Here is a 13,290-nt window from a genome sequence, read left to right on the forward strand (position 1 = left end):
CCGCTCGCCGCTGGTCCGCACCAGCCTCTCGTACCAGAACTTCGAAGAGGCCGCGCTGTTCGCCGACGACGCGGCGACCGGCCCCGGCGAGCTCGGCATCCGGACGTTCGAAGGCGTCCGCCAGGAAGGCGAGTTCGAGCTGGAGGCGGAGGTCTTCCAGGAGACCGACGGCTTCCGTCTCTACCTCAAGTACGACGCCAACCGCTTCGACGCGACGACCGCCCAAGGGCTGCTCGACGCGTGGTGCGCGCTGCTGGAGCGCATGGCGCACGACCCGGACGGGCGCGTCGGCGACGCGGCACCGTCCGCCGGGGAGGCGGACGCGGTGACGACGCTGTGCCCGCTCTTCGCCGAGGTCCTGGGGCTCGGTCAGGTCGGTCCCCACGACGACTTCTTCACCCTGGGCGGCGACTCGCTCCAGGCCACCCGGCTGGCCGCCCGGGCCGGCCGCGCCCTCGGCGCGGAGCTGTCGACGCGGGAGGTGTTCGAGGCGCCGACCCCCGCGGCGCTGGCGGCGCTGGCGACCCGGCCGGCCCGCGCGGCCGCACCCGCGCGGCCGGTGCTCCGCAGGATGTTCCGAGAAGGAGATGCTTCATGATCCCGTTGTCGTTCGCGCAGCAGCGGCTGTGGTTCCTGCACAAGCTGGAGGGCCCCGGCGCCACGTACAACCTTCCCTTCGCGCTACGGCTCACGGGAGAACTGGACACCGACGCCCTGGAGGCGGCCCTCCGCGACGTGGTCGGCCGGCACGAGAGCCTGCGGACCGTCTTCCCCGAGACCGCGGGCGTCCCCCGGCAGGTCGTCCTGGACCCGGTCGAGGCCTGGCCCGGCATGAAGGTCGTGCCCGTCCCCGAGGACGCCCTGGCGGCGGAGACCGAGGCCGCGGCGCGGTACGCCTTCGACCTGTCCTGCGAACCGCCCCTGCGGTCGACGCTCCTGCGGCTGTCCGAGCGGCAGCACGTCCTCGTCGTCACGCTGCACCGGATCGCCGGCGACGGCTGGTCGCTGGGCCCGCTGGCCCGCGACCTGTCCACCGCCTACGCGGCCCGGCGCGCGGGCGGGGCGCCGGACTGGGCCGAACTCCCCCTGCGGTACACCGACTACACCCTGTGGCAGCGCGAGCTGCTCGGCGCCGAGGACGACCCCGACGGCCTGCCGGCCCGGCAGGGCGCCTACTGGCGGCAGGCGCTGGACGGCGCGCCGGAGGAGCTGGCGCTGCCCCACGACCGGCCGCGCCCGGCCGTCGCGTCCTACCGCGGCGGACACGTGTCCTTCGCGCTCGGCCCCGAGCTGCACGCCGGTCTGCGACGCCTCGCCCGTGAACACGGCACGACCCTGTTCCTGGTCCTCCAGGCCGGCCTCGCCGCGATGCTCTCCCGCACGGGCGCCGGCGAGGACATCCCCGTCGGCTTCGACGTGACCGGACGGCCGGACGAAGCCCTGGACGACCTGGTCGGCCTCTTCGCCAACACCCTCGTCCTGCGCACCGACGTCTCCGGCGACCCCACGTTCACCGAGCTGCTGGGCCGGGTGCGCGAGCGCGCCCAGGAGGCCTACGGGCACCAGGACGTGCCCTACGCGCACCTGGTCGCGGCCCTCGCCCCGGCCCCCTCCGCCGCCCGCCACCCCCTGTTCCAGGTGGCGCTGCTGCTCCGGCACCAGCAGGCCGAGTTCGCCTTCCCCGGCCTGCGGGCCCGGCCGGAGTGGCCGGGCACCGGCACCTCCCGCTTCGACCTGTCCTTCTCGCTCGCCGAACGGCTGGGCGCGGACGGCGCCCCGGCCGGCCTGGACGGCACCCTGGAGTACGCCGCCGAACTCTTCGACCACCCCACGGCCGTGGCGCTGGCCGGCCGCCTCACACGCGTCCTGGAGCAGGCCGTGGCCGCGCCGGGCACGCCCGTGGGCGGCCTGGAGGTGTTGTCCGCCCGGGAGCGCCACGACGTCCTGGAAGGCTGGAACGACACCGTCCGCGAGGGCGGCGTGGGCGATGTGGTGGAGTGCGTCCGGGAACTCGCGGAGGCCCGGCCCGGCCACGTCGCCGTGGTCGACGGCTCGGGCGAGGTGAGCTACGCGGCCCTGGCCGCGCGGGCCGCCGGCGTGACGGCCCGGCTGCGGGAGCTCCCGGAGTGGGAGCGCGGCCGGGTGGTCGGCCTGCTGGCCGGCCCCGGCACCGGGTTCGTCGCGGGCGTCCTCGGCGTGCTGGGCGCCGCGGGCGCGTTCGTCCCGCTGGACCCCGCCGCCCCCGACGGCCGCTCCGGAGGCGTGGTCGCCGACGGCGGCGTGCGCGTCCTGCTGGTGGAGGCGGGGCTGGAGCCCCTGGCCGCGCGGGTGGTGGCCGCGTCCGGCGCCCAGGTGTCGGTGCTGCCGCTGCGCGCCGCCGCCGACGAGGACCCGGCACGGACCTGGGAGGTGGCCCCGGCGTCCCCCCTGGACCTCGCCTATGTGATCTTCACGTCCGGTTCGACCGGCCGCCCGAAGGGCGCCATGGTCCACCGCGGCGGCATGGCCAACCACCTCTCCGCGAAGGTCGCCGACCTCAGGCTGACCGCCGAGGACTCCGTCGTCCAGAACGCCCCGCTCACCTTCGACGTCGCCGTCTGGCAGATGCTCGCCCCGCTGGCCATCGGCGGCCGCGCCCGCGTCGTCGACCACGCCACCGCCGCCGACCCCGAGGCCCTGTTCGGCGTCGTGGCGGACGAGGACATCACCGTCCTGGAGGTCGTCCCCTCCCTGCTGCGCACCGCGCTCGACGCCTGGGACGCCGGGCTGCGCGCCCCGGACCTCCCGGACCTGCGCTGGCTGATGGTCACCGGCGAGGAACTGCCGCCCGAGCTGTGCGACCGCTGGTTCGCCCGCTACCCGGACGTACCGGTCGTCAACGCCTACGGGCCCACGGAGTGTTCGGACGACGTGGCCCACGCGGTGCTCACCGGGCCCGTCACCGGCGCCCGCACCCCCATCGGCAAGCCCGTGCGCAACACCCGCTTCTACGTCCTGGACGAGCGGCTGCGCCCGGTCCCCGTCGGCGTCCCCGGTGAGCTGTACGTCGCCGGGCGCGGCGTCGGGCGCGGCTACGTGGCCGACCCGGTGCGCACCGCCGCCGTGTTCGTGGCCGACCCCTACGCCCCGGCACCCGGCGAGCGCATGTACCGCACCGGCGACCAGGTGCGGTGGCGGGCCGACGGGCAGCTGGAGTTCCTCGGCCGCCGCGACTTCCAGATCAAGGTCCGCGGCCACCGCGTCGAACTCGGCGAGATCGAGGCGGCCCTGCGCGGCGCGCCCGGCGTCACCGACGCCGCCGCCTCCCTCGTCCACGACCCCGCCGGGCGGCCCCAGCTGTGCGGCTACGTCACCGGTGCCACCGACCCGGCCGCCGTCCGAGCCCACCTGACCGGACTGCTGCCCGGCTACATGGTCCCGGCCGTCGTGACGGTCCTGCCCGCCCTGCCGCTCACCACGCACGGCAAGACCGACCGCAAGGCGTTGCCCGCCCCGGACCTCACCGCCGTCACCGCGACCGCCTCACGGCCGCCGCGCACCCTGGCCGAGGAGATGCTCTGCGGCCTCTTCGCCGAGATCCTCGGCCTGGACACCGTCGGCGCCGACGACAGCTTCTTCGACCTCGGCGGCCACTCGCTCCTGGCCACCCGGCTGGCCTCCCGCGTCCGCACCGCCTTCGGCGCCGAACTGCCCGTACGGGACGTCTTCGAGGCACCCACGCCCGCCGGCCTGGCCACCCGCCTGGACACCGCCGCGGCGGCCCGCCCCGCGCTGGCGCGCCGGCCCCGCCCCGAGCCGGTCCCGCTGTCGTACGCCCAGCGGCGGCTGTGGTTCCTCCACAAGCTGGAGGGCCCCGGCGCCACCTACAACATGCCCGTCGCCGTGCGGCTGTCGGGCGAGCTGGACGTGCCCGCCCTGGAAGCGGCCCTCCGCGACGTGATCGGCCGGCACGAGAGCCTGCGCACCGTCTTCCCCGAGACCGCGGGCGTCCCCCGGCAGCTGGTGCTCGACCCGGCCGGGGCGTGGCCCGGCCTGACCGCCGTGCCCGTCGCCGAGGACGGCCTGGAGGCGGAGATCGCGGCCGCGGCCCGGCACGGGTTCGACCTGTCCTGCGAACCCCCGGTCCGCACGACCCTGCTGCGGGTCTCCGAGCGGGAGCACGTCCTGCTGTGCGTCCTGCACCACGTCGCCGGCGACGGCTGGTCACTGGGCCCGCTGACCCGCGACCTGTCCGAGGCCTACCGCGCCCGGCGCGCCGGACACGGCCCCGGCTGGGCCGAACTGCCCGTCCAGTACGCCGACTACACCCTCTGGCAGCGCGAACTGCTCGGCGCCGAGGACGACCCGGACAGCGTGATGTCCCGCCAGGTGGCCTACTGGCGCGACGAACTGGCCGGGGCACCCGAGGAACTCGCCCTGCCCTACGACCGGCCCCGGCCCGCCGTCGCGTCCCACCGGGGCGGGTACGTCCCGTTCGAGGTGGGCCCCGAGCTCCACGAGGGCCTGCACCGGCTGGCCCGCGAGCACGGCGCCACCCCCTCCATGGTGCTCCAGGCGGGGCTGGCCGCCCTGCTGTCCCGGCTCGGCGCGGGCGAGGACGTCCCCGTCGGCTTCGGCGTCGCCGGCCGGCTCGACGACGCGCTCGACGGGCTGGTGGGCTTCTTCGTCAACACCCTCGTCCTGCGCGCCGACCTCTCCGGCGACCCGACGTTCACCGAACTCCTCGGCCGCGTACGGCGCTCGGCGCTCGCCGCGTACGCCCACCAGGACGTGCCGTTCGAGCACCTCGTGGAGACCCTCGCCCCGGAACGCTCGGCCGCCCGTCACCCGCTCTTCCAGGTCGCGCTCGTGCTCCAGAACAACCGGCGCGCCGAGATCGACCTGCCCGGCCTGCGCACCCGCATGGAATGGGCGGGCACCGGCACCTCACGGCTCGACCTCTTCTTCTCCCTGGACGAGCGGGAGGACGCCGCCGGCCGCCCGGCGGGCCTGGACGGAGTCGTGGAGTACGCCACCGAACTGTTCGACCGCGCCACGGTCGAAGGGCTCGCCGCCCGCCTGCTGCGGGTCCTGGAGCAGGCCGTCGCCGACCCCGGCGCCCCCGTGGGGCTGCTGGACCCGCTCTCCGCGCGGGAGCGCCACGACGTGCTCGACGGCTGGAACGACACCGCCGTGGAGCCGGCCGGCCCGGCGACCCTGCCCGGCCTCTTCGAAGCCCGGGCCGCCCGTACCCCCGAGGCGGTGGCGGTCGACCACGGTGGCGAGGAGACGGCCTACGCCGAACTGGACGCCCGCGCCGGCCTGCTGGCACGGCGCCTCGCCGCCGCCGGCGTGGGCCCCGGGGACCTCGTGGCGCTCGCCCTGCCGCGCTCCGCCGGCCTGGTCGCCGCGGTGCTGGGCGTTCTCAAGGCCGGCGCCGCCTACCTGCCCGTGGACCCCGGATACCCGGACGCCCGGATCCGCTTCATGCTCTCCGACGCCGCCCCGAAGCTGCTGCTGACGGACGGCCCGACCGCGAAGGCGCTCCCCGGGACCGGCGTGGAGCACTGGCTCCTCGACGACCCCGCGACCGCCGCCGCACCGGAGGCGCCCGTACGGCCCCCGCGCCCGGACGACCCCGCGTACGTCATCTACACCTCGGGCTCCACCGGCCGCCCCAAGGGCGTCGTCGTCCCGCACAAGGGCCTGCCCGCCCTCGCCGCCGCACAGGCCGCGAACCTCGCGGTCGACGGGACCAGCAGGGTCCTCCAGCTCGCCTCGCCCAGCTTCGACGCCTCCGTCTGGGACCTCCTCATGGCCCTGGCCGCCGGCGGCACCCTGGTGCTGCCCGGCACCGAGGGCCCGCTGGCCGGCGAGGCGCTCGCCGGTACCCTCGCGGAACGCCGGGTCACCCACCTCACGATCACCCCCTCGGCGCTGGAGGCCGTGCCCGCGGGCGCCGAGTCCACGCTCGGGACCCTGCGCACCGTCGTGACGGCGGGCGAGACCTGCCCGGCGCCCCTGGTCGCGCGGTGGGCCCCCGGCCGGCTGATGGTCAACGCCTACGGGCCCACCGAGGCCACCGTGTGCGCCACCATGAGCGGCGCCCTGTCGGCGGAGGCCGTGGGCACCGGGCCGGTCCCCATCGGCCGCCCGATCGCCGACGCCCGCGTGTACGTCCTGGACGCCCGGCTGCGCCCGGTGCCGCCGGGCGTGACCGGTGACCTGTACCTGGCGGGCCCCGGCCTCGCCCACGGCTACCTGAACCGGCCCGGCCTGACGGCGGGACGCTTCGTCGCCTGCCCGTTCGGCGCCCCCGGCGAGCGGATGTACCGCACCGGCGACGTCGCGGCCTGGACGCCCGGCGGACAGCTGGTCTTCCGGGGCCGCGCGGACGAGCAGGTGAAGGTCCGCGGCCACCGGGTCGAGCTCGGCGAGGTCGAGGCACGCCTCCTGGAACACCCCTCGGTCGGCCGGGCCGCGGTCGTGGCCCGCGAGGAGACCCCGGGCGACGTGCGCCTGGTCGCCTACGTCGTCCCCGCCACCGGGGCCGGCGCCGCCGACGGGGGACTCGTCGACGAATGGCGGGACATCCACGACCAGGTGTACGCGGCCTCCGGGCCGGCGCCCTGGGGCGAGGACTTCCGCGGCTGGGACAGCACCTACGACGGCGAGCCCATCCCGGTGGAGCAGATGCGGGAGTGGCGGGACGCCACGGTGGCCCGGATCGCCGAGCTGCGGCCGCGCCGCGTGCTGGAGATCGGCGTCGGCGCCGGCCTGCTCCTGTCCCGGCTCGCCGGACACTGCGAGACGTACTGGGGCACCGACTTCTCCCCGGCCGCCGTGGCGAGGCTGACCGCCCACGTCGCCGCCGACCCCGAGCTCGCCGGGAAGACCGAACTGCGCTGCCGGCCCGCCGACGACGTCGACGGGCTGCCCGCGGACTTCTTCGACACCATCGTGATCAACTCCGTGGCGCAGTACTTCCCCGACGCCGGCTACCTCTCCGAGGTCCTCGGCAAGTGCCTCGGCCTGCTCGCGCCGGGCGGCGCCCTCTACGTCGGCGACGTACGCAACCTGCGGACGCGGCGCGCCCTCCAGGCGGGCGTGGCGGGCCACCGGCCGGCCGACGACGCCTCCGGCCGGGCCGACGCGCTCGACCTCGCGGTCGACGCCGAACCCGAGCTCCTGGTGGCCCCGGAGTTCTTCACCGCCCTGGCCGCCGCCGACGACCGCGTCACCGGCGTCGACATCCGCCTCAAGCGCGGCCTGCACCACAACGAGCTGACCCGCCACCGCTACGAGGCGGTGCTCCGCAAGACGTCCGGCACGGCCGGGCCCGCGGCGGAGACCGTGCCCCTGCCGGTGGACGGACTGGAGGAACTGCCCTGGGAGCGGCTCGCCACCGGCGGGTCGGGCGCCGACGGCGTCGCCGCCCTCGCGGCCCGGCTGGCCACCGGAGGCACCGGACTGCGGATCACCGGCGTGCCCAACGGCCGTGTGCTGGCCGAGTTCTCCGCCCTGGCCGCGCTCGGCCGCCCCGGCGACGTGCCCGCGACACCCGTCCAGGGCCCGGGGGCCGACCCGGAGGCGCTCTGCCGGCTGGGCGAGGCACTCGGCCTGCGGCCCGTCGCCACCTGGTCGCCCGCCCGGCACGACACCTTCGACATCGCCTTCCTGCCCGCCGGTACCACCGGCCCGGTGGCCGCCTACTCCCACCCGGAGGCCGACCCCGACCCCGCCGCGCACGTCAGCACCCCCCTGCGCGCCCGGCACCGGGACCCGGCCACGGCCGTGCCCGACCTGAAGCGCCACCTCGCCGAGCTCCTGCCGGCGTTCATGGTCCCGGCGGCCTACGTCACCCTCGACGACCTGCCCGTGACGGTGAACGGCAAGCTGGACCGCAAGGCCCTGCCCGAGCCCGCCCCCGCCGCCGCCCCGGCCGGACGCGCCGCGCGCACCCCCGTCGAGGAACTCCTCCGCGGCGCGTTCGCCGACGTCCTCGGCCTCGCGTCCGTGGGCACCGACGACAGCTTCTTCGACCTCGGCGGCCACTCGCTGCTCGCCACCCGGCTGGTCAGCCGGATCCGGACGGCGCTGGGCGCGGAGCTGACCCTCCGCGACCTCTTCGGCGCCCCCACCGTGGCCGAGCTGGCCGGACTGGTCGCGGCACGGCGCACCGAGGCCCGGCCCGCGCCGAGGCCGTACGAGCGCCCCGAGCGCGTCCCGCTCTCCCCGGCCCAGGACCGCATCGTCCGGATCGGACTGGGCGAGGGGGCGGCCTCCAGCGCCCTGAAGAACATGCCGGTCGCCCTCCGGCTCGTCGGTGACACCGACCGGGCGGCCCTGGAGGCGGCGCTGACGGACGTCGTCCACCGGCACGAGGCGCTGCGGACGCTCTTCCCCGGCCCCGACGGTGACCGGTACCAGCGCGTGCTCCCGCCCGAGGACGCCCGCGTCACCCTGCCGGTCGTCACCACCACCGAGGCCGGACTGGCCGACCTGGTCCGCGACGCCGCCCACCACGCCTTCGACCTGCGGACCGAACCGCCCTTCCGGGCCGCGCTGTTCCGGGTCTCCGAGAACGAGCACGTCCTCGTGCTGGTGTGGCACCACATCGCGGGCGACGGCTGGTCGGTCGGCGTGCTGCTCGGCGACCTCGCCGCCGCGTACGCCGCCCGGCGCGCGGGCACCGGCCCCCGCCGGGAGCCCCTCGCCCTCCAGTACGCCGACTACACCCTCTGGCTGCGGGAACTGCTGGGCGACGCCTCCGACCCGGAGAGCCTCGCCGCGCGCGGACACGCCTTCTGGAACGAAGCGCTGGCCGGCCTCCCGGCGGAGGTGACCCTCCCCTGGACCGGCCGCGGCCGGAGCGCCCCACCCACCGGGGCGCGACCGTCCCCTTCGAGATCGCCCCGGAGGTCCACCGCGGCCTCCAGGAGCTGGCCGCCAAGCAGGACGCCACCCTGTTCATGGTGCTGCACACGGCCCTGGCCACCGCCCTGACCCTGGCCGGCGCCGGCACCGACGTCCCCGTCGGCACCCCGATCGCCGGCCGGGTCGACGAGGCCCTCGACGACCTCGTCGGCCTCTTCACCAACTACCTGGTCCTGCGGCTCGACACCTCGGGCGACCCCGCCTTCACGGACCTCCTCCGCCGGGCCAGGGACGCCGACTTCGCCGCCTACGAGCACCAGGAGTACCCCTTCACCGGCATGGTCGACGCCTGCGACCCGCCCCGGCACCCCGGGCGCCACCCGCTGTTCCAGACCATGCTCGTCCTCCAGAACTACGCCGGATCCGCCCTGGAACTCCCGGGGCTGACCGTGGCACCGGTCGACGTGGACCACGTCACGGCGCGCATCGACTTCGCCCTCCTGCTGACCGAGACGCCCGGCGTCGACGGTGTGAGCGGACATGTCGAGTACGCCGACGAACTGTTCGACCGGGAGACCGTCGAACGCTTCTGCGCGGTCCTGACCGACGTCCTGCGGGCCGCCGGCGACCGCCCGGAGCTCCCCATCGGCCTGATGTCCCCCGCCACCGCGACCGGCGCGCGCCCCCTGACTGCCACGACCCCCGAAGGAGACCAGCTGTGAACCCGTTCGACGACGCCGACGCGACGTTCCTCGTCCTGACCAACGCGGAGGGCCAGCACTCGCTCTGGCCCGCCTTCGCCGAGGTCCCGGCCGGCTGGACGGTCGCGTTCGGCGAGGACGGCCACGCGGCCTGCGTGGCCCACATCGAGGCGAACTGGACCGACATGCGGCCCAAGAGCCTGACCGAGCCGACGGACGCGCAGTGCTGACCGGGGAACCCGGCATCCTGTCGACCATAGGCGCGACGCCTCTCGTCGAACTCGTCAGGCTCTTCCCGGACAGCCCGATCCGCGTGTTCGCGAAGCTCGAAGGCTTCAACCCGGCCGGCAGCATCAAGGACCGGCCCGCCCTGAGCATGCTGGGCGACCTCATCCGCGGCGGCGACCTCGTACCCGGCGAGTCGGTGGTCGTGGAGTCCAGCTCCGGCAACCTGGGCATCGGCCTCGCCCAGGTCTGCCGGTACTACGGCCTGCGCTTCATCTGCGTCGTCGACCCCAGGGCGAACAAGCAGAACATCGACATCATGCGCGCCCTCGGCGCCGAGGTGGAGATGGTCACCGAGCCCGACCGGGAGTCCGGCGACTACCTGCCCGCCCGCGTGCGCCGCGTACGCGAGCTGACCCTGACCGTCCCCGGCGCCTACTGGCCCAACCAGTACGGCAACACCCTCAACGCCCTCGCGCACCGGACCACCATGCGGGAGATCCACGAGGCGCTGCCCGGCGGCCTGGACTACCTCATCTGCTCGGCGAGCTCCTGCGGCACCCTCCGCGGCTGCGCGGACTACATCCGCGCGCACCGGCTCCCCGTGAAGATCGTCGCCGTGGACGCGCTGGGCAGCGCCATCTTCGACCCCCACCCGCCCGCGGTCCCCCGGCTCCTCCCGGGGCACGGCGCCGCGACCCGGCCCCCGCTGCACACACCGGACCTCGCCGACTCGGTCGTCCACGTCGGCGACCTGGACTGCGTCATCGGATGCCGCCGGCTGGCCGCGACGGAGGCGATCCTCGCCGGCGGCTCGTCCGGCGCGGTCGTCAGCGCCCTGGACAGCCTGCGCCACGTCATCCCGGACGGGTCGACCTGCGCGATCGTCCTGCCCGACCGCGGCGAGCGCTACCTCAACACCATCTACAACGACGCCTGGGTCTCCGAGAACTTCGGCCGGCTCCCCCAGCCGCACGGCCTTCCGGCGGACCTTCCGGCGATCTCGACAAGGGAGAAGATCTCATGCTCGTCATAGGCAACCACACCGTCCGCCGCACCCTGGACGGCAAGGAGCACGAGGTGCTCGACGCCGTCCGCGACGCCTACGTCGCACACGCCGTCGGCGACACGGCCGTACCGCACTCCGTCTTCCTCCGCTTCCCGGCCGACGACACGAACCGGATCATCGGCCTCCCCGCCTACCTGGGCGGCGGCGCCCAGGTCGCCGGGATGAAGTGGATCTCCTCCTTCCCCGGCAACGTGGCGTCCGGGCTCCAGCGCGCCTCCGCCGCGATCATCCTCAACTCCCTGAGCACCGGGCAGCCCGAGGCGCTGATCGAGGGCTCCACCATCTCCGCCCGCCGCACCGCGGCGAGCGCCGCCCTGGCCGCCCGGACCATGCCGGGCGAGACCCCGGACACCGGCGTCTCCCTCATCGGCTGCGGAGTCATCAACGCCGAGGTCCTGCGCTTCCTGCGGGTCGTCGCCCCGGACCTCCGCACCGTCCGCCTCTTCGACCTCGACCGGGCCCGCGCCGAGGCCTTCGCCGAGGCCCACGCGACCGGCCTGGCCGTCGAGTTCGCCGACTCGGCCGACGACGCCCTGGCGGCGCACCGCCTCGTCTCCGTCGCCACGACCGCGTCCACCCCGCACACGGGCCTCGACCACTGCCGGCCGGGCACGCTGGTCCTGCACCTCTCCCTGCGGGACCTCACGCCCGAGTCGATCCTCGGCAGCGTGAACGTCGTCGACGACGCGGACCACGTGTGCCGCGCCTCGACCTCCCTCCACCTCGCGGAACAGCGCGCCGGGAACCGCGACTTCATCACGGCGGCCCTGGGCGACACCCTCGCCACGGGCCGCCCCCACCCCCGCGACCCGCACAAGGTCACGGTCTTCTCCCCCTTCGGCCTGGGCATCCTGGACCTGGCCCTGGCGGACCTGGTCCGCGAAGCGGCGGAGAAGGAGGGCACGGGGGTCCGCCTGACGGACTTCCTGCCGGAGGCGTGACGCCGGCCGCCGGGCGGGCTGATCCCAGCCCGTCCGGCGTTTGAGGACCTGGTTCGGGAAGGGAAGGGGCAGGGCGGGGCGGGGAACCCCCACCCGCTACGGCACCCGCACCGGAACCCGCCGGGGCCCCCGCACCAGCAACCCCGGCCGGTACGGCAACCCCGAGGGATCCGCCGCCAGTTCGAGCCCCGGCAGCGCCTCGAACAGCCGCGGCAGCGCCACCGCCCCCTCCAGCCGGGCCAGCCGCGACCCCAGGCAGAAGTGGGCCCCGTGCCCGAACGCCAGGTGCGGCGCGGCCCGCCCGGTCCCGCCGTCCGCCAGATAGCGGTCGGGCAGAAACGCGTCCGGCACGGCGAAACGGTCCGGATCCCGGCTGGCCGCCGCCAGGACCACCAGCACCGACGCCCCCGCCGGTACGACCGTGCCCTCGCCGAGGTCCACCTCCTCCGCCGCCCGCCGCCACGTGGTGCCCTCCAGCGGGCTCGCGTGCCGCAGCGTCTCCTCCACCACGGCGGCCCACCGCTCCGGCCCGCCGTCCCGCGCGGCGGCCAGCTCGCCGGGGTGGGTGAGCAGCAGCAGCGACGCCGAGGCGAGCAGGTTCATGGTCGTCTCGTAGCCGGCGAAGAGCAGCAGGAACGCCATGGCGAGCAGCTCGCCGTCGTCCAGGCCGCCCTCGTCCGTGTCCCGGACCAGCGCGCTGAAGAGGTCCTCGCCCGGCTCCCGCCGCTTCCGCGCGATCAGTCCGGTGAAGTAGGCGTGCAGGCGCACCCACGCCTCGTCCACCTCGCCCTCCGCCAGGGCGTCGGCGGGCGACCCCACCCGGTAGGTCCAGGCCCGCAGATCCGCGCGGTCCGCCTCCGGCACGCCCAGGACCTCGCCGATGACCAGCACCGGCAGCGGGAACGCGAAGGCGTCCACGAGGTCGACGGTGCCGTCCGCCGCCAGCCGCCCGGCCACCTCCGCGACCAGCCCGTCGGTCAGCTCCTCGATCCGGGAGCGCAGGGCGTCGACCCGGCGCGGGGTGAACGCCGCCGTGGTCAGCCGGCGCAGCCGGGTGTGGTCGGGGGCGTCGGAGTTGAGCATGTGCCGGGCCAGGCACGCGCGGGCCCGCCGGGCCGGGGAGTCGGGCCGGGGGCGGCCCGCGCCGCTCGGCGGCACGTTCGAGAACCGCGCGTCCGCCAGGACCTCCCGGGCCTGCCGGTAGCCGGTGACCAGCCAGGCGTGGGTGCCGTTGGCCAGCGCGACCCGCGTCGCGGGGCGCCCCTCGGCGCGCAGCCGCGCGTAGTAGGGGTACGGGTCGCGGGCGAAGGCGGGGTCGGCGGGGTTCAGGAGATCATGCACGGGCCTCATCCTCGCCTCTCCCGGGCGCCACCACAGCGGGCACCGACGCCAGCGCTGACCCTGCCACGCCTGTTCGATTCCTACAAAGCCCTCCGCGGCCCCGCGCCGGCCGGCTCGCGGAACCGTCCCGTACCGCCGCGCGTTCTCCCGGGAAGTG

General features: G+C 75.9%; 5 protein-coding genes and 1 pseudogene (1 of these 6 running past the window's edge). 5 read left to right on the top strand and 1 reads right to left on the bottom strand.

Annotated features, from left to right (window positions below):
• From SMD11_RS36905 to sbnB, 5 genes and pseudogenes are all read left to right on the top strand, one after another.
• On the top strand, positions 1-598 hold the final stretch of the coding sequence (locus SMD11_RS36905; protein WP_199843981.1) for an SDR family NAD(P)-dependent oxidoreductase. Its footprint begins 11,099 nt before the window's first position; only the last 598 of its 11,697 coding nucleotides appear in the window; the start codon falls outside the window, past its left edge; it ends in the stop codon at positions 596-598.
• A pseudogene (locus SMD11_RS29980) lies at positions 595-9,578 on the top strand (amino acid adenylation domain-containing protein). Before SMD11_RS36905 ends, SMD11_RS29980 begins: the two are co-directional and overlap by 4 nt.
• Positions 9,575-9,787: an MbtH family protein gene (locus SMD11_RS29990; protein WP_087929425.1), complete on the top strand. Its 213-nt coding sequence runs from the start codon at positions 9,575-9,577 to the stop codon at positions 9,785-9,787. The pseudogene SMD11_RS29980 and the gene SMD11_RS29990 overlap by 4 nt, the downstream one beginning before the upstream one ends.
• Positions 9,781-10,818 carry a 2,3-diaminopropionate biosynthesis protein SbnA gene (gene sbnA / locus SMD11_RS29995; protein WP_199843982.1) on the top strand — a complete coding sequence of 346 codons (1,038 nt, stop codon included), beginning with the start codon at positions 9,781-9,783 and terminating at the stop codon, positions 10,816-10,818. Before SMD11_RS29990 ends, sbnA begins: the two co-directional genes overlap by 7 nt.
• On the top strand, positions 10,806-11,792 hold the full coding sequence (gene sbnB / locus SMD11_RS30000) for a 2,3-diaminopropionate biosynthesis protein SbnB (protein WP_087929426.1): 987 nt from the start codon (positions 10,806-10,808) through the stop codon (positions 11,790-11,792). Before sbnA ends, sbnB begins: the two co-directional genes overlap by 13 nt.
• Before the next feature lie 96 nt (positions 11,793-11,888).
• Here the strand turns inward: sbnB and SMD11_RS30005 are convergent, their stop codons facing one another.
• Positions 11,889-13,142 (bottom strand): cytochrome P450 family protein, encoded by a 1,254-nt coding sequence (locus SMD11_RS30005; protein WP_418952493.1) that lies wholly within the window; start codon positions 13,140-13,142, stop codon positions 11,889-11,891.
• Between the last annotated feature and the right edge of the window lie 148 nt (positions 13,143-13,290).

Source organism: Streptomyces albireticuli (assembly GCF_002192455.1).
GTDB classification, from domain to species: domain Bacteria; phylum Actinomycetota; class Actinomycetes; order Streptomycetales; family Streptomycetaceae; genus Streptomyces; species Streptomyces albireticuli_B.